General features: G+C 62.3%; 17 protein-coding genes. 5 read left to right on the top strand and 12 right to left on the bottom strand.

All coding sequences use genetic code 11. The features are described 5' to 3' along the window. Nucleotides 1-61: 61 nt before the first annotated feature. Nucleotides 62-1,309 (bottom strand): glycoside hydrolase family 5 protein, encoded by a 1,248-nt coding sequence (locus QM467_RS11995; protein ID WP_283366561.1) that lies wholly within the window; start codon nucleotides 1,307-1,309, stop codon nucleotides 62-64. Between the two features lie 449 nt (nucleotides 1,310-1,758). On the opposite strand from QM467_RS11995, the gene QM467_RS11990 reads away from it, so the two are divergent. From QM467_RS11990 to QM467_RS11970, 5 genes are all read left to right on the top strand, one after another. Next, entirely contained in the window at nucleotides 1,759-3,024 is a 1,266-nt protein-coding gene (locus tag QM467_RS11990; protein WP_283366560.1) for a nucleotide sugar dehydrogenase, read from the top strand. A gap of 45 nt (nucleotides 3,025-3,069) precedes the next feature. Next, nucleotides 3,070-4,326 (top strand): glycosyltransferase family 4 protein, encoded by a 1,257-nt coding sequence (locus QM467_RS11985; RefSeq protein WP_283366559.1) that lies wholly within the window; start codon nucleotides 3,070-3,072, stop codon nucleotides 4,324-4,326. A gap of 235 nt (nucleotides 4,327-4,561) precedes the next feature. Then, entirely contained in the window at nucleotides 4,562-5,779 is a 1,218-nt protein-coding gene (locus QM467_RS11980) for a polysaccharide biosynthesis/export family protein (RefSeq protein WP_283366558.1), read from the top strand. A 35-nt stretch (nucleotides 5,780-5,814) separates the two neighbouring features. Beyond that, a complete protein-coding gene (locus tag QM467_RS11975) occupies nucleotides 5,815-6,390 on the top strand; it encodes a hypothetical protein (protein WP_283366557.1) in 576 nt (191 codons plus the stop codon). Nucleotides 6,391-6,451: 61 nt separating this feature from the next. Continuing rightward, nucleotides 6,452-8,698, top strand: a complete 2,247-nt coding sequence (locus QM467_RS11970) for an AAA family ATPase (RefSeq protein WP_283366556.1) — start codon at nucleotides 6,452-6,454, stop codon at nucleotides 8,696-8,698. Between the two features lie 56 nt (nucleotides 8,699-8,754). Here QM467_RS11970 and QM467_RS11965 read toward each other — a convergent pair whose 3' ends face one another. From QM467_RS11965 to QM467_RS11915, 11 genes are all read right to left on the bottom strand, one after another. After that, a complete protein-coding gene (locus QM467_RS11965; RefSeq protein WP_283366555.1) occupies nucleotides 8,755-9,894 on the bottom strand; it encodes a glycosyltransferase in 1,140 nt (379 codons plus the stop codon). A gap of 112 nt (nucleotides 9,895-10,006) precedes the next feature. Beyond that, nucleotides 10,007-11,173, bottom strand: coding sequence for an acyltransferase family protein (locus QM467_RS11960; protein WP_283366554.1), 1,167 nt, complete (start codon nucleotides 11,171-11,173; stop codon nucleotides 10,007-10,009). Nucleotides 11,174-11,280: 107 nt separating this feature from the next. Then, on the bottom strand, nucleotides 11,281-12,831 hold the full coding sequence (locus tag QM467_RS11955; RefSeq protein ID WP_283366553.1) for an O-antigen ligase family protein: 1,551 nt from the start codon (nucleotides 12,829-12,831) through the stop codon (nucleotides 11,281-11,283). Continuing rightward, nucleotides 12,828-14,771, bottom strand: a complete 1,944-nt coding sequence (locus QM467_RS11950) for a heparinase II/III family protein (protein ID WP_283366552.1) — start codon at nucleotides 14,769-14,771, stop codon at nucleotides 12,828-12,830. Before QM467_RS11950 ends, QM467_RS11955 begins: the two co-directional genes overlap by 4 nt. 95 nt (nucleotides 14,772-14,866) lie before the next feature. Continuing rightward, on the bottom strand, nucleotides 14,867-16,252 hold the full coding sequence (locus QM467_RS11945) for an exopolysaccharide biosynthesis polyprenyl glycosylphosphotransferase (protein ID WP_283366551.1): 1,386 nt from the start codon (nucleotides 16,250-16,252) through the stop codon (nucleotides 14,867-14,869). Nucleotides 16,253-16,567: 315 nt separating this feature from the next. Further along, nucleotides 16,568-17,674, bottom strand: a complete 1,107-nt coding sequence (locus QM467_RS11940; protein ID WP_283366550.1) for a glycosyltransferase family 4 protein — start codon at nucleotides 17,672-17,674, stop codon at nucleotides 16,568-16,570. Next, on the bottom strand, nucleotides 17,671-19,167 hold the full coding sequence (locus QM467_RS11935; RefSeq protein ID WP_283366549.1) for a lipopolysaccharide biosynthesis protein: 1,497 nt from the start codon (nucleotides 19,165-19,167) through the stop codon (nucleotides 17,671-17,673). The genes QM467_RS11940 and QM467_RS11935 overlap by 4 nt, the downstream gene beginning before the upstream one ends. A gap of 154 nt (nucleotides 19,168-19,321) precedes the next feature. Continuing rightward, nucleotides 19,322-20,254, bottom strand: a complete 933-nt coding sequence (locus tag QM467_RS11930; protein WP_283366548.1) for a class I SAM-dependent methyltransferase — start codon at nucleotides 20,252-20,254, stop codon at nucleotides 19,322-19,324. A gap of 59 nt (nucleotides 20,255-20,313) precedes the next feature. After that, nucleotides 20,314-20,754: a serine O-acetyltransferase gene (locus QM467_RS11925; protein ID WP_283366586.1), complete on the bottom strand. Its 441-nt coding sequence runs from the start codon at nucleotides 20,752-20,754 to the stop codon at nucleotides 20,314-20,316. Between the two features lie 104 nt (nucleotides 20,755-20,858). Further along, nucleotides 20,859-21,905 (bottom strand): heparin lyase I family protein, encoded by a 1,047-nt coding sequence (locus tag QM467_RS11920; RefSeq protein WP_283366547.1) that lies wholly within the window; start codon nucleotides 21,903-21,905, stop codon nucleotides 20,859-20,861. Between the two features lie 178 nt (nucleotides 21,906-22,083). Next, nucleotides 22,084-23,250, bottom strand: coding sequence for a nucleotide sugar dehydrogenase (locus tag QM467_RS11915; protein WP_283366546.1), 1,167 nt, complete (start codon nucleotides 23,248-23,250; stop codon nucleotides 22,084-22,086). Between the last annotated feature and the right edge of the window lie 290 nt (nucleotides 23,251-23,540).

Here is a 23,540-nt window from a genome sequence, read left to right as displayed (position 1 = left end):
CGGGAGGCCGAGGGCTTTCAGCGCGGGCGGGCGTCTTTCGACGCCTCTCTGAGAAACGGGGTCAGGCGTTCAGGCCGAGCGCCCCAATCAGTTCCTGGTGCATGGTTCCGGCGGGGTCGATGAGCTCCATGCCGCCATAGCCCTTGTAAGCCCAATAGGCCCAGGGAAACCCCATGGCTTCCGAGGTCTGCCGGACGGCGGCGAGCCAACTCACGCGGTCCTGGCCCAGGGGGCGGCCATTGGACGAGAAAACGCATCCGAATTCGCCAAGCACGACGCGATCGGCCGGAATGGAGTTTCGCTTGGCCCATTGCGCGACTTCCTCGAAATCGCTGCGGATGCGCGCGGCGTTGTGGCCGGCGGCGAGATATTGATCGAGCAGAAATTTCGTCCGCGTCAGGGCGTCGGCCCGCTCGGCCGCGCTCAGGCGGGGATTCGCCGCCACCAATCGTTCGGCCTGGCTGTAAACCGTCGCGACATTATCGGCTCGGGCCGGCCAGGCGAGATCATGGCAATAGCTCGTGACGTCATTCTCCACGCCCTGATGGGTGAAGCTGTGAGGCTCATAATAATGGAACGTGTAAAGCACATTGCTTGACCGGAAGGGCGCGAGGTCGAGGCCGATCAGCGCCTTGCGGTCGCTCCACATGACGCCTTCGAGCATCAGCGGAAGATTGGGCGCGGCGGCGCGGGCGCTCGCATGGAGCGCCTCCAGCATCGGCTGCCAGCGGGGCGCATCCGATAATTTGTCGAGCCCGGGCTCGTTCATGAGTTCGAACACGATCCGGTCGGGCGGAAAATCCTTCAGGATCGCGGCGACCTGTCCAACCATGCGCAGATAGGCGGCGAAGGCCTCGGCCCCGGGCTGGACCAGCGCCGAGGGCTGATAGGCCGGATTGACACGGACGGGATGCAGATCGACCACGACCGCAAAACCGGCGGCGTTCAGCCGCGCGACCAGCGAACGGATTCGGTCCGCAAGAAGTTGCCGTCGGTCGCCTTCAGAGACGATGAGAATGCTGGGGTCGACCGTCACGCGAATGAAATCGAATCCAAGCGCCTTGAGCCGGCGCAACTCGTCGTCGCTGGTCTTGTGAACGTCATTCGCGAAAGGCGGCCAGACATAGTCGAGCCGGCCGTTCCGGCTCGTCGTCTCGGGCCAGTTGAGCGGATGATGGAAGTTGACGCCTCGACGCAGGAGGGGCGCCCGGACCGGGCCGGAGCCCTCCGCCGCCGCGGGAGAGGTCGCCAACGCCGCCGCGGCGGCGAAAAAACCCAGAGACTGGCGGCGTGTAAGACCCGATGTCATGTTCCAGTTCCTTGCATTATTTAGCCTCCGCGCGGGCGAAGGCCAATTGAGGCTCCATCTCGGAGAGCATATGGCGGCTAGATAACGTAAAGTTTTATTCAAAAATTATAATCTGTTCTGGAGAGACCCCTGTCATTATTATTTTATATATGTCTCAATTTTGGCACGCTGACGTGTTTTCCACATTTATGCGCTTCCTTCGTGCAAAAAGTCATGTTTTTAATCGTGCCGTTGCGCTGGGATTGTGCTAATGCGAAGGGGATTGTGCAAATGCGAGAAGGGAGCTGAAGCTTGAACATGTGAGCCACGCCTGTTCGCCTTCTGACGGCAGGGCCAAGCTCCGCCGCGGCGCTCGCGCGGCGAACCGCAGCGTATCGAACTGCGACCCTTGGCGCGGTTCGGGCGCACAGAGAAAAACGATTCTTTCGCGACCTGGACGAGAAGCTTCGATGAAGATTGCAATCTATGGATTAGGATATGTCGGACTTACGGCCACAGCTTGCCTGACGGCTGAAGGCCACAGCGTCGTCGGCGTCGATGTGAGCGAAAAGAAGGTGAGGGAGACCAATGCGGGGCTCTCGCCGATCAAGGAGCCTGGCCTTGAAGAACTGCTCAAGAAGGCCGTCGATGCGGGATTGCTGCGTTGCGTCACCGATGGTTCCGACCATCTGCGCGATAGCGACATGGCGATCGTCTGCGTCGGCACGCCGAGCGGTCCGGACGGCTCCCATAACATGTCCTATATCGCCGAGGTCAGCCGCCAGATCGCGGCCTCGATCGAGTCCGGCCGCAAGCAGCCGCTGACGGTCGTTTATCGCAGCACGATCCGTCCCGGCACGACCGAGGAACTGATTCGCCCGATCTTCGAATCGACGGTCAGGGGCGATGCCGGCAAACTGTTCGAGCTGGTCTATAACCCTGAATTCCTGCGCGAATCCACGGCCATCGAAGATTATTTCCATCCGCCCAAGATCGTTGTCGGCACCCATGACGGATTGCCGAACGCGCGCATGGACGAGTTGCACAAGAACCTCGACGCGAAGGTGTTCTACACCCAATATCGCGAAGCCGAGATCACCAAATTCGTCGACAACTCCTTCCACGCGGTCAAGGTCGCTTTCGCCAACGAGATTGGCCGCGTCTGCATGCAACTCGGCATCAGCGCCAGGAAGGTGCACGAGATCTTCATCTCGGACAGGAAGCTGAACATCTCGCCCTATTACCTGCGTCCGGGCGGCGCCTTTGGCGGCTCCTGCCTGCCCAAGGACGTTCGCGCGCTGCAGTTCATCGCCGCGGATGTCGGCGCGCATTCGCGCCTGATCGACTCGCTCCTGCGCTCCAATGACGCGCACAAGCACTTCCTGTTCGAGCATGTCACCACCGGACTCGCGCCCGGCGCCTCGGTGCTGATGCTCGGGCTGGCGTTCAAGAACGATAGCGACGACCTGCGCGAGAGCCCGAAAGTCGATATGGCGCGCAAGCTGCTCAGCGCGGGCTTTGCGTTGTCCGTCTACGATCCCCATCTGGAGCCGGACCATCTCGTCGGCCAGAATCTCGGCTATACCTTCCTTCATCTTCCGACTCTGCCGAAATTGCTTGTTTCCGCCGAGAAGATCGCGGCGACGCATTACGACGTCGTCGTCGACATGAACGGTATGGCCGGCGCCCTGACCCTCGACTGCGATCGCTTCGTCGATCTCAACTGCCTGCAATAGGAGGGACGACTCTTGGTCGGCAACTCAAGTTCTGGAAGAGAGATCATGAGCAGCGCATCCGTCGAACAGATCCGGTCGGGGGTTCTCGCGGGACGAAAGATCCTGATCATCGTCGAGAATCTTCCGCTGCCCTTCGACCGGCGCGTCTGGCTTGAGGCGCGCACGCTGAAAGAGGCGGGCGCGGAAGTGTCGATCATTTGCCCGACCGGCAAGGGCTATGAAGCGGCCGAAGAGGTGATCGAGGGCATTCACATCCATCGGCACCCCTTGCCTGTCGAGGCCGACTCCGCCGGGGGCTATCTGCGGGAATATCTCGCCGCCCTCGCCGCGGAGACCCGTCTCGCCTGGAAGATCTTCTTCAAGCGCGGTTTCGACGTCATCCAGGGCTGCAATCCGCCGGACCTGATTTTTCTGGTCGCCCTCCCGTTCAAATTGCTGGGCCGGAAATTCATCTTCGATCATCACGACATCAATCCCGAGCTCTATGAAGCGAAATTCGGGCGCCGGGATTTCTTCTGGCGGCTGCTGCGGCTTGTCGAGCGCCTGACGTTCATGACAGCGGATGTGTCAATCGCCACCAACCAGAGCTATCGCTCGATCGCGATCGAGCGCGGCAAGATGGCGCCGGAGAAGGTCTTCGTCGTCAGGTCGGGCCCCGATATCGAAAAGATCAAGCCGACGCCGCCGAATCCCGCTTGCAAGCGCGGTCGCGATTATCTCGTCGGCTATGTCGGCGTGATGGGCGACCAGGAAGGCATCGACCTGCTTCTGGAATCTGTGCGCCACATTGTGTTCGATCTCGGCCGAACCGACATCCAGTTCACGCTGGCGGGCTCCGGCCCCAGCCTGGAGGCCTTGAAGGCGCTGAGCAAGGCGCTGAAGGTCGACGATTACGTTGAATTCCGCGGCCGCATCCCCGACGCGGAACTGTTCGAGCTGCTCTCGACGGCGGACGTTTGCGTCAATCCCGACCGCGTCAACCCGATGAACGATCTGTCGACCATGAACAAGATCATGGAATACATGGCCTTCAGCAAACCGATTGTTCAGTTTGACGTCAAGGAAGGCCGTTATTCCGCGCAACAGGCGTCGCTTTACGCGGCGAAAAACGATCCGATCGACTTCGCCGACAAGATCGTCGCCTTGCTCGCCGACGAAAACCTGCGCAACGAAATGGGTCAATTCGGGCGGCGTCGCGTCGTCGAGGAACTGTCCTGGCGGCGGCAGAAGGCGCCCCTCCTTCAGGCCTATCTGACAACCGGGGCGAAAGCCGCGCCCGAGCAGGTCTTGCAGGACGTATGAGATGCGGGAGACGTCGCGCCCCGTGGACTTTCCTGCCTCCTGCGCGCGCGGGCCGGTCTTCGGTCGGCCAATTTCAAGAACTTACGCAATTCGGGGCTACCGGCTTGCGGCGCAATATGGCAAAGATACCGCAGCGCAGCAAATTGTTAACATCTCCACCGAAGCGCGGTTGATGTTGGCTCCCGCGGCGCCTGAACCGAACTCACGAGCAGTAACAGCGAAGTTGCGAGACCAGATGAATTTCCGATGGGCCTATTGGTTCGACAGAGTGATCCTTGGCGGACTCGTCTTCGCGCTTTCGGCGTGTTCGGCAGTCGCGCCGCTCGTCCCCAAGGATGGGCCGAGCGCCGATTCCGTCCGCTTTTACGCACAGGGCAAGGCCCCCGAGCCGGCGGCGAAGCCGCCCTATGTCCTGGTGGGGCTCAATCCGGCCAATGTCCAGGTCGTCAATGCGGTGGATGAAAGCGAGGGGCTGGGACGATTCTTCGGGAAGGGCTCCGGCAATTCCAAAGTGGCGATCGGCGTAGGCGACGTCCTCTCGGTCACGGTGTTCGAAGCCCAGTCGGGCGGGCTGTTCCTGCCGGCGGATTCGACTCAGCGCCAGGGCAATTACACGCCCATTCCGAACCAGCAGGTCGACTCGAGCGGCAATATCAACATTCCTTTCATCGGCCCCGTTCGCATCGCCGGAATGACCCCGGACGAAGCGTCGCGGATGATCGCCAAACGGCTCAATGGCCGGGCCATCGAGCCGCAGGTCGTCGTCAGCATGGTGGAGCGCCGGAGCAGCGCGATCAGCGTTCTCGGCGAGGTCAGCGGTCCGACGCGCTTTTTCCTCGATCCCGGCGGCATCAGGCTGCTCGACGCCATTGCGCGCGCTGGCGGCGCCAAGCGGCTTCCGTTCGAGACGGTCGTCACAGTTCAGCGCCGCGGCTCTGTCGGCAAGGTTCTGCTCAGCTCCGTCATCAAGAATCCGTCGCGGAACATCAATCTCGAGGCCGGCGACACCATCGAGCTGACCTACCGGCCCAAGGTCTTCATGGCCTTCGGCTCGACGGTGCAGGTTCAGCAGGGCGTCGGCTATTCGCGGCGCTTTCCTTTCGAATCCGAGAACATGACGCTGGCTGAAGGCTTGTCGCGGGCGGGCGGCCTCGATCAGGCGCGCGCCGACGCCAAGTCGGTATTCCTGCTGCGGCTCGAACGTCGCGACGTTCTGGCTCAGATGAACGTCGATACGGCTGGCTATCCGTCGGATCTCGTTCCGACCGTTTATGCGGTCGATCTGAGTTCCTCGGACGGCTTCTTCGAAATGAACCAGATGCAGATGCGCGGCCAGGACATGATCCTGGCGACCGATGCGCCGATGGCCGACGCGACCAAACTGCTCGCCTTCATCGGCCTGGGCACGAATATTTTCTATCAGGCCGCCTATTCGGCGCAGAACCTCCATTGATGGATCTCGAAAGCCGGAACAAAGGGAGTGTGTGTTTGCGTCAGTTCGTCCGGTCGCGAAAGCCTTTCGGAGGCGCGCCAGCCGAGATCCTGCTGGCGCTTGGCTTTGCCCTCGTTCCGGCGGCCGCGCGGGCGGACACGCCATGCGACGGCGCCATGAGCCCGCTTGCCGTTCAGCAATTCATAGACCGGCCATACAGTCTGCTTCAGGATCCCTTGCTGAGGGATCCTGAGGAATTGACCGCAAAAATCCGCAAATATGCGTTGGAGGGCGCGCCCGCCGTCGCGGCGGTCGTCAAGCTGGCGGCGTCGGCGCGCGAGGACCAGCGCAGGTCGATCGCCAGGGGGCTCGCGCGCGCCGCCACGGACTGCCGCGCCGTCAATCCGACGGTGAGCCGCCTGATCGTCGAGCAGGTCGGGCGCGCCGTCGATCCTGGATTGCGGAGGGCCTTTTTTGATGCGCTGCCGGATCGGGATCCCCCGCCGCCCTCGGGCGCCGGCGCGGAGGCCGATCGATCCAGAAAATTCTTGTCGATTTCGCCCGGATCGGACGGCAGGCCGCCTTCGCTCAGCAATCCGTTTGAACCGCTCAACCCTCTGAAACTACGCTGAACCCGTTTTCGCCGGACGTCGGACAACGCCGTCCGGTTGAAGCCCAGGAAAGCCGAAGCTGATGCTCCAGGTCACTAACTCATCCGTATCGTCATCCGAAAGGTCGAGCGATAGCCGTTTCGTCCCGCAACTCGATGCGCTGGGACTGCTGCGCATCGTTTACCGGCAATGGCCGACGATCCTGACCGGCGTGGCGATCTGCTTCGTGTTCGCCATTCTCTATCTCTTTCTCGCTCAACCGAAATATTCGGCGAGCTTCCTGATCTATATCGATCCGCGACAGGCGCAGTCTCTGGGCAAGCAGGAAATTTCGATGAGCGGCCCGCCAGACCCGGGCATCATCGAAAGCCAGGTCGAAATCCTCAAGTCGGAAAGCGTCGCATTGACCGCCGTGCGCCTTCTGGAGGAGCGCGCGAAGGCGGGCGGCGGCGCGTCCGAGGATGAAGGCCCCGGCCTCGTCCAGCGGATCGTAAGCGCTCTTTCCTTCGGTGCGTCCTCGCCGCCGCCAACCAGGGAAGAGATCCAGCACGCCGCCGCGGAAGCCTTGCTTTTGCGGCTCAAGGTCAAGCGTATCGGCCTGACCTATGTGATCGAGGCCAGCTATTGGGCGCGTTCGCCGGAAGCCGCCGCGGCTGGCGCGCAGGCGATCGCCGACGCCTATGTCGAAAGCGAGATGAGCGCCAAGTTTCAGGCGACGCAAAAGGCGACCAGCTGGATGCAGGAGCGCATCCGGGAATTGCGCGATCAGGCTTCGATCGCCGATCGCAAGCTGCTTCAGTACAAGGCGCAGCACAATATCGTCGAGACCGGCCATGGCTTGATGAATGAGCAGCAGCTTGCCGACGTCAACAGCCAACTCGGCGTCGCCCGCGCCGCCACGGCCGAAGCCAAGGCGCGTCTGGAGCGTCTCAATGCGCTCAACCGCGGCGACATCGTCAACGGCTCCGTCTCCGACGCCTTGCGCAGCGACATCATCACGCGCCTGCGCGCGCAATATCTGGATTACGAGAACAAGCAGGCCGAACTCATCACCAAATACGGCCAGGCCCACGGCGCCGTGCAGAATCTCGAAAAGCAGAAGGAGCAAATCAAGCGCACCATCGAAGCCGAACTCGACCGGATCGGCGAGAGCGCGCGCAGCGAATATGAGATCGCGCTGGCGCGCGAACGTGGAACGCAGGAAAATCTGGACAAGCTGGTGGCCCAGCAGGCGCGTACAGGCGAGTCGCAGGTGCAATTGCGCGATCTGGAAAGCTCCGCGCAAACCTATCGCAGCATCTACGACACCTTCTTCCAGCAGTTCGAAGTGGCGGTGAAGCAACAGAGCTTCCCGGTTTCCGACGCGCGCGTCGTGACCGCGCCGTTCCCGCCAGACAAACCGAACTGGCCCAAGGCGATCATCGTTCTTCCGCTGGGCGTTTTCGCCGGCGCCTTCCTGGGCTTTTTCTTCGCTCTAGTCCGCGAGTTCCTCGGCAACAACTTCCGCCTGGGCGACGACGTCATCAATTATGCCGGCTTCGACTGCCTTGGCATCTTGCCAAATCTCGCGCTCGAAACGAACAAGAAGCGCACGGCGCTGGGCCGGCCAGGCCAGTTGGGCGGCAACAACGCCTTCGTGCGGCATTCCGTGAACGCGCCATTCTCCCGTTTCACCGAGACGTTGAGAAATGTGAAGGTGACGATCGACAGCAACAAGGAGCAGGGCGGGGCGGTCGTGGTCGGCATCGTGTCCTCGGTGCCGAAGGAAGGCAAGACGACCTTCTCGGCCAATATGGCGCTGATGACCGCGAAAATGGGAACCCGCACCCTGCTGATCGACGGCGACCTTCACAATCCTTCGCTTACACGCACTTTGGCGCCGCAGGCGCAAATCGGTTCTGTCGAGGTCCTGCAGGGCGCGATTCCACTGGCGGGCGCCCTTTTGAGGGACGAAGAGAGCGGGCTCGAATTCCTGCCCTCGATCGTCCGCGTGCGCGAAAGCAATATCGTGGCGCTGCTGAACTCCGGCGCGATGGTGCAATTGCTGGATCAAGCGCGTCAGAACTATGATTATATCTATATCGATCTGCCGCCGGTCGTCCCTGTCGTCGACGCCAAGGCTTTCGCGCATCGGGTCGATCAGTTCGTCTTCGTGATCGAGTGGGGCGTCACCACGCGCGACGTCGTGCGCGACGCGCTCGAAGGGGCGGACATCTTGCGGCAGAAGGTCGTCGGCGGCGTGCTGAACAAGGCCGACCCGGCTGAACTCAAGCGCTTCGAAGCCTATAAGGGCCGCTATTACGGAAGCTATTACGTCGACGAGAACTAGCGCGCCGTCAGGCTGGAGACGGGCCTCTTACGGGCCCGTTCGCCCGGCCTATGGCTTCAATTCGCCAGAACGCGCTGGAAGAGCCGATCATATTGATCAATCATGCCGTCGAGCGAAAACCTCTCGATGGAGGAGCGGGCATTGGCGGTCAGCGCCGCGCGGCGCTCGTCCTGAGCCAGTTCAGCAATACGATCCGCGAGCTGGTCGCGCCGGCCGACTTCATAGAGCAATCCGTTGTGGCCATGTTCGACGATTTCGCTGACGCCGCCGACGTCGGAGGCGATCATGGGGCGGCCGCAGGACAGGAATTCAATCGCCGCGATGGGGAAGGTCTCCATCAGGCTGCAGAGAACGCCAACGTCGCAGGCCGCCATGAACGGCCTGGGGTCGGTTTGCTCGCCGACCATGAACACCCTGTCCTCGAGATCGAGCTCCCGCACTTTCGCCTGGACGGCGGCGAAATTCTGTCCGCCGCCGACGAGGATGACCTTGACCGGAACGCCGCGCGCCCGCAGGTCCGCGGCGGCCTCGACGATCTGGGCTTGATTTTTCTCGTCGCGGAAGGTCGCGACGACGCCGACGACATAATCCTCATCGCCGATCTTCAGTGATGCGCGGATGGTCCGCCGCGCGTCGGGCGGCGGGCCGCCCTTGCTGGAATCCACACCGTTGTAAACGACTTCGGTCGCGCGCGCGGCGATGCCGCGTTCGCTCCACATGCGCTTCTGGTTCCGGCTCACATAGACGATGGCGTCGCAGAAGGGCGACAGGCGGCGGAAGGTCGAGATCAGGTGCTGCTCGCGCTTCTGCATTTCCATCGTGTGGAAAATGCAGACAATCTTGGCCTTGGTGGCGAAGAACCAGCGACAGATGATGCCGATGATCAGGGGTGTCTGGTTGACCGCGACGATCAGGTCCGGCTGCAGCCGCCGCAGCGCCCGCCAGGTCTTGAACCAGCCGCCGATTTCCGACATGCCCTTGATGTCGAGGAAGATGGGATTTTGTGCGCCGGGAGCCCGCATCATGGCTTCCGAGCGCTTCAGGCCATGCAGGAGAAGGTCCGACGGCTGGCCACGTTGCGCCAATCCCTCGCGCAATTGCACCATGTGGGTTTCGGCGCCGCCCATCGGCAGCCCGCTGCAAAAGAACAGGATCTTTTTTCGATCGGAATGGTCGGCGGAACCCTGTACTTGCATCAAAAGTCCTCAAGCGCGGCGGCAGCCGGATTTAACAGAGCGGGCCGCTTCCAATCCACGCGATCTTGGCGGCGTTCGGCGTTTTCGAAGGGGGATCGAGCAGGGCGCGACGTCAATTGGCGTGAGAGCCGAAGCGCTTGCGCCAACGAACGGCGGGATTGTAAATGGCGACATGCGACAGCCACGCGACCAGAAAGGTCGCCGCTGCGGCCGCGATCGCAAAACCAGCGCCCCGCCATGTTCCCGCTGTCTCCGCCGCTGACGGGAACGACCATTCCATGAATTTCAGCACGTCGAGGTGCCAGAGATAGGCCGCATAGGACATGCGGCCCATCCAGCGCATTGGCCGCCAGTCCAGGGCGCTCAGGATGACATTCGCCCCTGGTGGCAGGAACAGTCCCGCGGAGAAAATCATCAGGCCCACGCCCTGAAGGGAATAACGCAGGGTTTCCCGAAACAGCTGGTGCTGGCGCAGGGCGAGCGTCAGCCCGATCAGGCCGAGGCCGAGCACGACCAGCGCCAGGTTCCGGCCCCGCAGCCATGCCGCGACGGAAGCGCCATGCGTCCACATCAGGAATGCGGCCAGACAGCCATAGGCGATGGAGTCGAGCCGGGTCTCGGTCGCGATATAGGCATATTGCGCGTCGTTGAAGCGCAGCATCACGAAGCAGCGCCAGAGCAGCGCCGCGAGACAGACCATCGTCAGGGCCGCCATGAATTTCCTTTCGCTGCGAATGGTCGAGACGACCAGCAGCGGGTAGAGCAGATAGAAATGCTGCTCGACCGCCAGCGACCAGAGATGCGGCCAGCGGATGTCCGGCGAAAAATAGCCGGAGAGGGCGAAGATCTCCAGATAATTGGTGACATAAAAAACAGCGCCGAACAGGTCCGCCGGACGCGGCAGGCCGATGTAAAGCGCCCCGGCAAGGCCCGAGACGACGATGAGGCCGAGCAATTCCGGCGCGAGACGCAAGATGCGGCGCATCAGGAAGGCGCCGATCGCAAGATGGCCGGTTCGGGCGACTTCGCGCATCATCAGGGTGGTGATGAGGAAGCCGCTGAGAAAGAAGAAGGTGGTGACGCCGAGCGCGCCGGGGACGATTTTCCCATAGCCATAATGGGAAAACATGACGAGCAGGACGGAAATGGCGCGAAGTCCGTCAAGGCCCGGCAATTCGCCGCGCGCAAGCGCAGGAATCGTCGAGGCGCGGAGAGGAGCCGCCTCAAGGGCCGCATCGCTGCCTGTCTTTGCCTTTTCGTCGTAAATGTCGGTGGTCATTCAGACTGCTTTCTTGATCGAGTCCGCGTCGGGTCGGCGTCCGTCCGGTCGACGCGGCGTTCCGGAAGGACCCCGAACGATCGCGCATCGATTCTGATTGCTCTCATTCATCCCGGAAAGGCGTCGCCTGAACTCCGGTCTGATGCTGGCGGGTCCAGCGCCAATCTGCGGCCATGCTCGCGATCCAGCGCGAGACGCTCGCGCTTTTTCTTCCAGCTCTTGGCCAGTTTCGCCTCGGCGCGAGCGACGTCGAGCGGCGATTTCTGGATCGCCATGAACATGAAAAAGGCAGAGAAGGCGATGACGCCGTCATAACCCGTCGCGATCAGGGCGGTCGCGTCGACCATCGACTGGATGGAGGTGGCGATGACGATCAGGAACATGGTTTCCAGCGCCAGCCGCTCCTTGCCGGCGACGTGCGGAATCCAGTTGGCCGCGTTTCGTATGCCGAAGAACAGCGGGATCAGGAAGAAGATCAGGCCGAAAATGCCGAGGTCGAGCCAGATTCCGAGATAGCCGTTTTCGGGGCCAAGCTCCTCGTTCGCCATCTTGAAGGTGTAGTCGCGGAATTCCTGCCCGCCGAGATTTTGGTAGCCGCCGCCAAGCCAGGGACGTTGCTGGATGAAATCGACGGCCAGGCCCCAGAGCTCGGTGCGTCCGGTCAATGTGGCGTCGCGTTCGAGCAGGGCGAAAATCGTATCGGCCCCCACATAGAAGATGGCGCCGAACAAGGCTGCGCAGAAAATGGAGATCAGCATGACAAGTGTCGGCGAGAACACTTTCAGGAGGTGGATGATGCCGACCGCGACGACGAGGAAAAAGGCGATGACGATGGACGTCGAGCTTTTGGCGAAGATGAGGCAGACGATGCCGGCAAGGCCGCCCAATGTCGCGACCCATTTTTCATAGCCGGTGAACAGCCCTCGGCCCGAAAACAGCAGGACCGATCCGAACGAGGCCCAGAAGCCCAGCGCATTCTTATGCGCGAAAATCCCGCGCCAGCGGCCGGCATGGCTGGACTGATAGGCTTCGGTGCCGGTGTGAATGCCGATGCTCGGCGCGAAGACGGCGAGCAGGAGGCTGAAAATCAGCACCCAGGCGATGATCAGCAGGGTGAGCCGCGTGACCTGGACGATGCCGAGGCGCAGGGACAGGGCCGGCAAGGCCATCCAGAGGAACAGCAAGCCGCTCGCCGAGATCAGGACGGTGCGGGTTTCAGTCGACCAGGCGGCCGAGGCGAGCGCGAGCAGGGCGAAAGGGGCGAAAAGCGCCGGGATGCGGCCGACCAGCCATCCGAAGCCCATGCGCAGCCCCAGCCCGGCCATGACCAGCATGCAGACCAGCAGGCGCACATAGGGCAGCGCCGCGCCAATGGGGTCGCTCACCTCGGCGCCGCGCTGGACATAGGTTTTGTTGAAGATGACGTCGCGGCCAAGGGAGGCGTAGGCGATGTAGATCGCGACGAACAGGGCGCTGAGAATGAGTTTCTCGGTCGGCCCCATCGTCAGGTCGAGCTTGGTGCTGGAATGTCGGAAGGCGCCGGCAAAACTGACGAAAGCCGGGCTTTGTCCTCGTCTCGCACGGCTGGAGGGAGATGCGGCCATCGCATCGGGTCTTTCCGGCCGCATACGCGTCTGCTTGGGCGTCCGGGCGGTCATTCGGGCCTCCAGCTCAAATTCGTCTCCAGCCCTTCGACCGGGATGGACCCGCGCCAGATGAGCCGATCTGCGGCAAGCTTCGTCCCGAAACAGGGCGAGACCCAGCCGCCTTCGCCGAGGGCGCCGGCCTTGATCACCCGCGTTTCGCCGGGTCGGGAGAAGGCGATGGTCACGAGCGTGACGCCGTTCCTTTGAACGCGCCATTCCTGTCCGGACCCATTGATCTCGAGATCCGGCGCGGCCTGTAGCGAGACGAGCGCGGCTGGGGGCTTCGCCGATCCAACCAGGCGATCGACGATCCGGACTCCCGCGTCCTGCGCGGAAACCTCCCGCCGATGCTCGAGGCCATAACGGCCGACATAGCCGTCATGACTTGCCGCGAGCGACCAGTTGGCGCCGCCGGCGCTTTGGTCGAGCCGCGCTCTCGCCTTGGCGCCCCAGTTGAACGGCCCTGCGATGACGCTTTGGTCGGCGCCGTCGAGGCAAAGCGTGTTATGCGCGGGCGTGCCGCGGAACCAGTCGCGCCAGGCGCCGCCAGAATGATAAAGATAGGTGCCTGGGTCGACGAAAATATCCTCATCGTCGAGCGCCAGCGTGAAGGCGTTGGCGTCCGCGTGCCCATGGGCGGCGATGGACAGATAGCCCAGCGGTCCATGATCCAGCATGAAGCGCAGCTTCTTGCCCGCGCGGGTTTCGCGCACGATAGTGTAGCCGCCTTCGGCGAAAGTTTTCAGGCCCTGTGGCTGCGGCTGCAAATTTTCCGCGTTTTTGTCGCGATAAAGGGCGTCGCGCAATTCCGGCGCGTCGCGGCCCAAAGGCGCATTCAAAGGCAAGCCGAACCGACGGCAAACAAGGCGCGCTACCGAGGCCGGATAGGCGTATTCGCGGGCTGAACAGAGCGAAAGGACGCGTCCTTCGTCGTCGTCGCCGATATTGGGAACGCCCCCGCGCGCATCGCTCATCCAGGCGATCCAGCCGGCGAAGGCGATCAGTCTTTCGCCAACTTCGGGCGCGAGCGGCCTGTCCGCGGCGCGTCCCAGCCAGTCGGCGGCCAGCAGCATTTCCGCTGTGAAGGCGCCATAGGTCGGCGATTGCTCGGCGCTGACGCCATCGGAGAAGATTTGCAGCCTCGCTTCTTTCTCCAGCACCTGCCGCGCACGCGCGTCGGCGAGATCGGGCAGGACGCAGCCGATGGCGAATTCGCCCAGGGCCTCGGCGACCAGATGGTTGTTGGCGGAAGAAAAGCGCGACGGATAGCGGGCCAGCCAGAAGAAATGGGCGCGCAGGATTTCTTCTGCCTGATCCAGCGTTTCCTTTCCGAGCGATCCGCCGCAAAGCAGGATGGCGAAAATGACGGAAAAGGCGCGCAGCGCGAGTTCGATGCCCGAATTCCAGGCTATGCCGCGAAAGGGCGGGTTGGCCTCGCGCCAGCTCGCAATCGCGCGGCGGATGGCGGCGAGGGCGGCCTTGTCGTCGAACAGGGCCGCCGCCGCCGCGAGCGGTTGAAGGAACTGGAGGCGGTTGAGATCCCAGACATATTTGACGTCGCCGAGCTTGCGCTCGTGCCGGTATGGGATATCGAAGCAATAATGGTCAGGGCCGGGCCAGAGGCCGCCGCTGACGGGATCGAGGCGCCAAAGCTCGATCGGGAAAAGATCGTCCGTGGCGCGCTTGGGCCAGGCGACGCCGTGGGCCTCGAAATGTCCATTCAGGACGTTGTCGGCCGCGGCGCGAATGGCCTGCGCCAGGTCGCCGTCCACGCCACGGATGAAATCCTGCGCTGCAGCGTGCGGCCAGCACAAGGCGCCTTTCGACGCAAAGGCCTCCCAGCCGAAAGCGCGCCGGCGCGCCGTCCGCTTGCGCTGCGCTTCGAGCGTCCGATGCAAAACCTCAGGCAGGCTCATATTGGCCAGCCGCCGAACATACCACCCGATCGACATTCCCGGTCTCCAATTTACCCCAAAAAACGGGATCGGGAGCGTCGGCTCCTCCGTTGGTCTTGAGCCTCCGATGAAAAAAGGCGTCTCAGTAGAGTTTAGAATGCGGAAGGATCGTTGATCACGAGCCAGGCCGTCCTGAAAATGATCTTGATGTCGAGCCAGGTCGACCAGTTTTCAATATATTCTATATCATGCGCTACGCGCTGCCTGACCTTTTCGATGGAGTCGAGCTGGCCACGATAGCCGCAAACTTGCGCCCAACCCGTCAGGCCAGGCTTTACCCTGTGGCGGGCCGCATATTCTTCGGCCAGTTCTTCGAGGGATTTGCCCTCGGTGCGGGTGTGCACGGCGTGCGGACGCGGCCCGACGATCGACATCGACCCCTGCAGCACGTTGAAAAGTTGCGGCAGCTCGTCGAGGCTGGTCTTGCGGATGAAACGTCCCACGCGAGTGACGCGCGGATCGTTGCGGCTCGTCTGGATCGACGCCGTGAAGTCCGACTTGTCGCTGTACATCGAGCGGAATTTCCACAGCTCGAACAGCATCCCGTTGAAGCCGGTGCGCTTCTGACGGAAAATCACGGGGCCCTTGCTCTCGAGCCGGATCGCAATGGCCACCGCCGCCATGATCGGCGCCGTGAGCAGGATGAGGGCCGAGGCGAGAACGACGTCCTGCGTGCGCTTGAGCCAGAGGCCCCAGCGGTCGATCGGCCGGTCCACGGCGGTGATGGAAACCAGGTCGCCGAATCGGCTGACGCCGAGATGATTGGCGCGGATCCGGCGCTCGTCGGCGATGACATAGACGCGCATCGAATAGAATCGCAGCTTCGAGAGTTGCTGCAGAATGAGCGGCGCATCGACCCAGAGAACGCGAATGTAGATCGAGTCGATTTCTTCGCTGACATAGGAATCGATGAGATCGGGCAATTCGTCGACGGCGTTCAGGCGCGTCGAGCGCGCGATCTTGACGATGTAATCCGTCGATTCATCGATCTCCTCGGCGGTGAGGGGATCGCAATAGAGGGACGCCGAGACGGCTTTCAGGACGTAATCGCCTGACCGCAGCCGGCTATGAACATCCGCAAGCGCGACGAGGCGGAATGCGATCATCGAAAGGAGGCTGAAAAGGGAAAAAACGTAAAACCATGCATGGGAATAGCTGAAATCGACATTCAGCGCCTTGAATACGGCCAGCATGGTGACAAAGGTGAAGGTGATCGATTTGAAAACAGTTTTGATCGAATGGCCGGTCTGGAAGATCTTGTCGCTGTCATAGGCGTCGAAGGAGCGCGCCAACAGTCCGTGCAACACCAGAAAATTGATCGCCACACCGGCCAGAGTGGCCTTGTTGATGGGGCCGGCGAATTCGAAGCCGTTTTCGACACCGGCCGCCAGAACGCAACTTGCTGCGATCAGCACGAAATCAGCGACGACAAAAAGAGCGACCCAGTTCTCTGGCGTGATGCGACGGCCAATTTTCATATTTTCGCCAGTATATGTCATCTCTGGCGACAAAGCGCCCTCCCGTTCATCGAAGGAAGGTAGAAATGACATCCGGATACCCATCATATCACCGTCCTATGCTTCGAGACATACTGAAAGAGCAGGTCGCCATTTCATGACGCCGTGCCTTGAGGCGACCTCAGGTGTGACGAGGCCAGCCGAGATGCTCCAGACTTGGTGAATAATTCGCTGACGCCTTCATACTCCTTTCTTTGCAGTGCGAAAAGTCATTTCGCTGCAATGCAAAAAGCCTTCCAGAATCTGGGTGAACGGGCCGGACACATAATATTCAGGTTAACATATTGTTATTTCAGAAAAGTTTAGCAGTCGTTCCGCGACATTGCCCCAGTCGTAGGTCGTGTCCGCCGAGGCGCGGGCGCCGGCGGCGAGGCTTTCCCGGAAGGGCCGGTCGGTCAACACGCGCTCCAGCGCCGCCGCGAGTTCGCCCGCATCTCCGGCCGGCACAAGGAGGCCGTTTACCGAATCGATGACCGAATCGGCCAGACCGCCGGCGCGCGAGGCGACGACCGGCCGGCCATTGCCGAAAGCGGCGGCGACGACGCCGCTTTGCGTTGCGTTCAGATAAGGCGTGACAACGACGTCGGCGCGCTGGAATTCGGTCGAAGCCTCGGCAGGCGTCAGGAAGGTGTTGAGGATTTCGATGTCTTGCCGGCCCTCGATTCGGGAAGCGAGGCGGTCAAGCTCCGGGCCGCGCCCGGCGATGACCAGTTTGAAGGCGACGCCGCGCCGCGCCAGCATGTCGACGGCGTCGAGCAGGATTCCGAGTCCCTTGTACGCCTCCATGCGGCCAAACATCAGGATGCGGCCCGGTTCGGGCGGTGTGGCCGGGGCGTCCGCCGGCGGCGTCAGGATGACGGCGTGGGTGGTTTCGACGATTGGCTTGCCCGCGCCCATTTCCCTGACCAATTGGTCGCGGCAAAAGGCGCCGTGCACATGATAGGCGCGGGCGACATTCCGGATCGCCGCCCGGTTCTTCGCGTTGTCGATGACATATTGCGTGTCCGCGCCGGTATGGGGCGAGGGATCATGGACCGTCAGCAGCATGGGATAGAGCCGGCCGTTCACGCGGCAAACCCAGGCTGTCAGGGCGTCGATTTGCTCTTGCACCAGCAGGACGTCCGGTCGAAACCGCAGGAGCTCGGCGGTGATCCGGGTCAGGGATTTGATCCGGTTCGAGCGACCGACGGAGTCGAAGGCGACGACCCGCAGTCTTTCCGGCTTATGACCGAACAGATCGGCGTCGATTTCGCGCTGCTGGTTCATGCGGTCGAGGAACAGCAGCACGTCGGCGCGCCCGGCGCAGGCGCATGCCAGGCGGAAGGAATATTCGGCGAAATGCGGGGCGAAAATCGCGATCCGCCGGACGGGCCGTTGACTCACTTCATGTCTCCTTGAGCAGGGAGCGGGTTGCCCTTTCGGGCGACTGCGCCGGGCCTGATGAACAGCGCGAACGCGCAGGCGCCGAAGAGCAGGCCATAGAGGCAGCAGGCGAGGAAGGTCGTGAGCAGGTCGCGTCCGCCGACCAGATCGCCCGCATATTGGGCGGCATGGGCAAGCCCAAACGCCAGCGGCGCGGGGACCAGATCGAGCCAGCGTCCGGGAACCGCCCCGGTCACGCGGGTCACAAGAATGAAGCGCGCGACATTGACGAGCGTAAAGGTGAAGGCGACCGCGCTCGCCGCCGCGATCGTTCCATATTTCGGTATGAAAAGCGCGCACAGCGCCACGAGCACGACGCCGCCGGCAGTCAGAATCGCGTTTTCGGCGCGATGGCGGCCCGTCATCGAGAGGGAATAGCCCATCGGCGCCAGCGTGGCGCTGATGACCTGGCCGAGCGGCAGAAGGAAGCAGATCGCCGCGGAAAAATGGAAGCTTGATCCGAAGACCAGATCGAGCCGCTGGCCGAAGACCGCGATGCCGCCGAACAGGAAGCCGGAGACGGGAGCGGCCTTCATCAGGTATTGATTGAGTTCGCGGACGACTCCCGCCTGATCGCCGCTGTGAAAAGCCTTTGAAATATTGGGGCCGAGCGACTGGCTCGCCGCCATGGGGAAGATGGCGGTGAGCTGCGCCACCATCGACAGGGCGGCGTATTCGCCGATGTCCTTGGCCTGGGTGGTGGCGCCGAGGAACATGATGTCCGCCGAGCGCATGAGCGAATAGACGAAGATCGACAGGCACATCCAGGCGGATTCCTGCAGCACGTCCATGGCGCCCGCGCGATGCACGGCGGCGGGAGGCGGCGCCGAGTCCGCCGCCTCGGGACGGCTGCGGCTCATGTCGATCAGGATCAGGACCGCCGTGACGACGATTTGCAGCGTGTTGATCGCCACGACGGTTTCGATGCGCGGAGAACAGACTGCCGCCAGGGGCACCAGCACGAGGCGGATGCCAGACTGGAGATAAGGCCCCATCAGGGCGTAGCGCTTCGCCTGGCCCCTGGCGCGATAGACGGCGTTAAGGATCGCCGTGTCCGTCGCGAAGGGAAGGGCGAGGAAGGTGACGATAAAGAGCAGGTTGATATTGTCGAAGCGATAGACCTTGCCCAGCAGGCCGGTTTCCGCGCCGGCGAAGACCAGCAGCGCAAGGGTGGTCGAGACCGCGAGGGCGATCAGGCGCAATCTGAGGATGACGGCGGCCTTTCCTTCGGCGTCGCCATCGTCCCTTCCGCAATATTTCAGCAGCGCCGCATCGAGGCCGAGAGGGGACACGGTCGCGACCATCATGAAGATGCTGCGCAGAAGATTGACGACGCCATAGCCGTCCGCGCTGAGCATGCGGGCGATGATCGTGGAGGTGGCGACGCCAACCGCCAGCTGCACGAGCTGGCCGCCCATGACCACCGCAACATCGCCCTTGAGCAGACGCAACATTCACAACCGCCTTATCTTCAAACTTACAAGCGCCGCGGCCGAAACACGGCCACGCCATGCTCCTCGCTCCGATTTGCGAGGCGCGGCCTCAAGAGGTCTTCCAAAATCAAGGACTGCGCCAATGTCCGGCCCAGTCGGCAAGGCAGGCGTCGATTTACGTGGGGCGCGTCTTCTCGGCAACGATCCACACGGCGTCGGCAGCGAGCAAACGCCGGGCGAGTTTGCGGAAGCGCCGCTTCTGTTCCTGAGAGCGGGCGAATTTCGATTCGAGGCGCTCGATGGCCAGCTGGTAACGAAGAAAAAGCGGCGAGGCCAGCGCGACGCCCAGCCGCCCGGAGGCCAGCACGGCGGAAACCCGGTCGAATCCCGCCCGCAGGCAGAGCGAATGCATGAGGGCGTAATCGGGCTCGCACAGATGGAGAAAGACCGCCTCGTCGAGGCCGAAGATTTCGGAAAGGTCGCGCGGGCCGCCCGATCGGTGCGGGGCGCGCAGAATATAGCGGCCGCCGCTGGCCAGGACCTTCCGCGCCTCGGAGAGATGGGTCAAGTGGTCGTCGGGATGCAGATGTTCGAAGACCTGATCGGAAAAAACCGCGTCAAAGCCGTTTTCGGCGACGAAATGCGAGAGATTGACGCCATCGGTCTGCAGCCATTCGACGCCTTCGCCGTTTGGAACGCATTTCTCGCCGCGCTCGCGGGTGACTTCCGAGCCATAGGCTTGAAACCCGCGCGCGGCGAGATGGCGGATGAGGCCGCCGCCGCCGCTGCCGATTTCCAGGATCTTGCGCGCCGGGCCGAGAAGGCGGCGCCAGATCTCGTAATCCCGGTCGTTGGCGAGCGATTCATTGGTCCGATGCCATGGCAGTTCGCTGAACAGCCGGCCATAGGCCTCCGAGAACTCCGACCAGCGGTTTTCCGGAGTCGATCGCAAAAGGCGGTCGGTCAACTCGCCTTCGAGACGCGCCTGGGCCTTCAATTCGTCGAGCCCGACATCCGGGCCCCAGACGCGCCGGTAGCGCGCGACGATTTCGTCCTCGCTCAATCTGGCAAAAAGCTGTGACCGGTCCGGCAAAGCTGTCGACTGCATGTTCCTCCTCGTCGGTCGCCCCGCGCAAACATCGCTTGCGCCGATCCAGGGCTTTCAAGTCAGTGCTGGTAGGCGTCGATTTCGATCCCGGTCCGCTTGACGACTCCTGGCACGCCGACGACCAGACTGCGCGGCGGCACGTCGGAAAGAACCACGGCGTTCGCGCCGATCACCGATCCTTCGCCGACGGTGATGGGTCCGATGATGCGCGCGCCTGCGTGGACAATGACCCCGCGTTCGAGATGCGGCGCGCCGATGATCGGCGCCCGCCCGCCCAGCACGACATGGACGCCGATCTCACAATTATCGTCGATCACCGAAGCGCCGTTGATCACAACGCCGAGGCCGCTGTGATGAAAAAATACGTTCTTGCCGATGCTGGCGCGTCCAGGCAAGGACGCCGCGAAGAGAATCCTTGAGACAAGGTCGACAATCCGCGACAAAAGCTTGAGTCCCCGCGTGTCGAGAGCATGAGAAACGGAATGAATGGCGCCGATCACTTGCAATTTAATTATCCTCATCATTCATCGTCTGAATGACATCTAGAAGACGAGTGGCGAATTCAAGTCAAGGGGCGTCGTCATTGGCCGTCCTGTGGCAAGGCTCAGCTTCCGAAGCCAACGTCCTTGAAATGAAGCTGCAAAAAGACGTTCGGCGGAGGGTCGCCCTCGAACTTTCCGGCGTAGAGGCCGAATTTGACATAGGACCCGATGAGTTGAGGACCTCCCGCGAAGGGGGTGTTCCGCAGGTCGTCCACATAGGAATAGCCTGTCGGAAGCCCCTTCTCGTCCGCGAGGACGGCGCCGTCCAGAGATACGAAGACCGCGCCCGCCCGGCCGTGACCGTCGCGAAAGCGAAATTCGATTTCATGCCATTCGCCCCGCGAAAAGGGCGCCGAGATCCCGATCTGCCTGTGCGGAGCGAAGCGCTTGATCCATTTCGGCCCATCGGGACCGTTTGACTGGAGGCCGGTTGGCGGGTCGATCTCCGGTTCGCGCATCGGGACCGCCGCGGTCTCGCCGGAAACGGCCAGTTCCTCGCCTTTCGGGCCCTGGACGATTGCGATCGCGAAAGGAGGAGACGCCTCGACAAAGGCGCCATCGGCATAGCGCATGTCGGCCTGGTGGATCTGGGCGATGATGATCCAGTCGAGGCCCGAAATCACGCTGGAGGCGTCGAGCCGGACCTTGAATTTCAGGTGGATTTCGGCGTCTTCGGAAAAACGCTCGCGGCCGCAGAATTCCGCCCGGATCTTCCGCGTCGGGTCGAACCACGCCCGGTTCCCTGCGCGCGCGGCGATCGAAACGATCCCGTCCGGCTGGATCGCTAAGCTTCCGGTCTCGCCCGGCCAGCCATGATAGCTGGTCTGGACGTTCCATCGCGCGCCGCCGTAATCGACGGCGACGCCGTCGGGCGGCGTTTGCGTTCCGTCAGCGGCGGCGATGGACGCGCAGCGCCCGGATCCGGCGGGATTGGCGCAGGCAGACGCAGATGAGCAGCCGAGCGCGGCCATTTGATCGAGGTAAGCGCGATTTTCCGTCGCAATCGCCGTTTCGCGGAAGTCTGGCGGCAGAATCGCAGCCGCCTCGATATGGAGTCCATGCGCGAGATTGACGGCGAGCATGGCGGCTTCGAGCAAGGACTGCCCCATCTGTCACCTCGCCTTTGCTGCAATGCCACACGAGCTTTCGCGGTGCAGCTAAACTCAACTTTCCAGCCAAGGCAACCAGTCGCCGGCGCGATCGCGGCGCGTCGTTAATAGCGCCAATTCCTGTCATTAACCGCGTGCGATCGGACGGGCGCTCCATTCCGTCCGGCGTCGATGGGCGTCAATCTGCGCCGAACAGGTCGCGCGTATAGATCTTGTCCGCGACATCGGCGAGAACATCGGATCGGCGATTGCAGAGGATGATATCGGCCTCGCGCTTGAAGGCGTCGAGATCGCTGACGACGCGGGAGCGGAAGAATTCAACTTCCTTCAGCGCCGGCTCGTAGACGATGACCTCGATGCCCTTGGCCTTGATCCGCTTCATGATCCCCTGGATGCTCGACGAGCGGAAATTGTCCGAGCCGGCCTTCATGACGAGGCGGTAGATGCCCACAACCCCGGGATTGCGCTGGATGATGGCGTCCGCGATGAAATCCTTGCGCGTCGAGTTGGACGCGACGATCGCCTGGATGAGATTCTGCGGAATTTCACGGTAATTGGCGAGAAGCTGCTTGGTGTCCTTGGGCAGGCAATAGCCGCCATAGCCGAAGGACGGATTATTGTAGTAATCGCCGATGCGCGGATCGAGGCAGACGCCGTCAATGATCTGGCGCGTATCGAGGGCATGCGCCATGGCGTAGCTGTCCAGCTCGTTGAAGAAGGACACCCGCATCGCCAGGAAGGTGTTGGCGAAGAGCTTGATCGCCTCCGCCTCATTGGAATTGGTCAGGAGGGTGGGCACGTCGGTCTTGACCGCGCCCTCCCTGAGCAGGTTCACGAAAATTTCGGCGCGCTCCGACTTCTCGCCGACGACGATCCGCGAGGGATGCAGATTGTCATAGAGCGCCCGGCCTTCGCGCAGGAATTCCGGAGAAAAGATGATCTGGCTGTTGCCGAGAGTCTCGCTCAAATGCTTCGTATAGCCCACCGGCACGGTCGATTTGATGACGATCGTGGCCGTGGAATTGATCGCCGTCACTTCCGCGATCGCGGCTTCGACGGACGAGGTGTCGAACACGTTCGTTTTCGGGTCGTAATCGGTCGGCGTCGCGATGACGACATAGTCGGCCCCCTTATAGGCCTCGCGCGCGTCGAGCGTCGCCGTCAGGTCGAGCGCGGCGGTCGCCAGCGCTTCCTGCAGTTCCGGATCGGCGAAAGGGGCTTCGTTGCGGAGCAGTTTCGCCACTTTTTCCGGTGAAATATCGCGCACCGCGACCTTGTGCCTTTTGGCGAGCAGGACAGCGATGGAGAGGCCGACGTAGCCCATGCCTGCGACAGCGATTTTCATGCGGGCCTTTCCAAGGTTTGCCGATCGGGCCGGGTCCGCGCCGGATGTCGGCCGCCGCCCGGTTTGCGCGTGCCTCAATACCACAGGATCGGCGCGAGGCGCCGCGTTAAAATGACGGTTTCAAACGCCGTTGACGAGCGCTTTCCCTGGAATGAAACGTCGCGTCGATGGGTCGGCGTTCTCGGAAAGGACAATTTGATCCCCCTTATTGCCGGTTCCGAATATTCATGCTGGGATCCGGGCGGTTCGCGCCATGCGGCGCGCGCGAGGTGGAGCGAGAACGATGCGGA

This window comes from Rhodoblastus sp. 17X3, from assembly GCF_030056575.1.
Lineage (GTDB): Bacteria > Pseudomonadota > Alphaproteobacteria > Rhizobiales > Beijerinckiaceae > Rhodoblastus.
Note: the sequence above shows the minus strand (reverse complement) of the source record. Positions and strands in the feature narration are given on the sequence as shown.

What these genes read in the sequence shown, in the direction of transcription:
- QM467_RS11995 (WP_283366561.1), bottom strand. Translation starts at nt 1,309, where the DNA reads ATGACATCGGGTCTTACACGCCGCCAGTCTCTGGGTTTTTTCGCCGCC.
- QM467_RS11990 (WP_283366560.1), top strand. Translation starts at nt 1,759, where the DNA reads ATGAAGATTGCAATCTATGGATTAGGATATGTCGGACTTACGGCCACA.
- QM467_RS11985 (WP_283366559.1), top strand. Translation starts at nt 3,070, where the DNA reads ATGAGCAGCGCATCCGTCGAACAGATCCGGTCGGGGGTTCTCGCGGGA.
- QM467_RS11980 (WP_283366558.1), top strand. Translation starts at nt 4,562, where the DNA reads ATGAATTTCCGATGGGCCTATTGGTTCGACAGAGTGATCCTTGGCGGA.
- QM467_RS11970 (WP_283366556.1), top strand. Translation starts at nt 6,452, where the DNA reads ATGCTCCAGGTCACTAACTCATCCGTATCGTCATCCGAAAGGTCGAGC.
- QM467_RS11965 (WP_283366555.1), bottom strand. Translation starts at nt 9,894, where the DNA reads ATGCAAGTACAGGGTTCCGCCGACCATTCCGATCGAAAAAAGATCCTG.
- QM467_RS11960 (WP_283366554.1), bottom strand. Translation starts at nt 11,173, where the DNA reads ATGACCACCGACATTTACGACGAAAAGGCAAAGACAGGCAGCGATGCG.
- QM467_RS11955 (WP_283366553.1), bottom strand. Translation starts at nt 12,831, where the DNA reads ATGACCGCCCGGACGCCCAAGCAGACGCGTATGCGGCCGGAAAGACCC.
- QM467_RS11950 (WP_283366552.1), bottom strand. Translation starts at nt 14,771, where the DNA reads ATGTCGATCGGGTGGTATGTTCGGCGGCTGGCCAATATGAGCCTGCCT.
- QM467_RS11945 (WP_283366551.1), bottom strand. Translation starts at nt 16,252, where the DNA reads ATGAAAATTGGCCGTCGCATCACGCCAGAGAACTGGGTCGCTCTTTTT.
- QM467_RS11935 (WP_283366549.1), bottom strand. Translation starts at nt 19,167, where the DNA reads ATGTTGCGTCTGCTCAAGGGCGATGTTGCGGTGGTCATGGGCGGCCAG.
- QM467_RS11930 (WP_283366548.1), bottom strand. Translation starts at nt 20,254, where the DNA reads ATGCAGTCGACAGCTTTGCCGGACCGGTCACAGCTTTTTGCCAGATTG.
- QM467_RS11920 (WP_283366547.1), bottom strand. Translation starts at nt 21,905, where the DNA reads ATGGGGCAGTCCTTGCTCGAAGCCGCCATGCTCGCCGTCAATCTCGCG.
- QM467_RS11915 (WP_283366546.1), bottom strand. Translation starts at nt 23,250, where the DNA reads ATGAAAATCGCTGTCGCAGGCATGGGCTACGTCGGCCTCTCCATCGCT.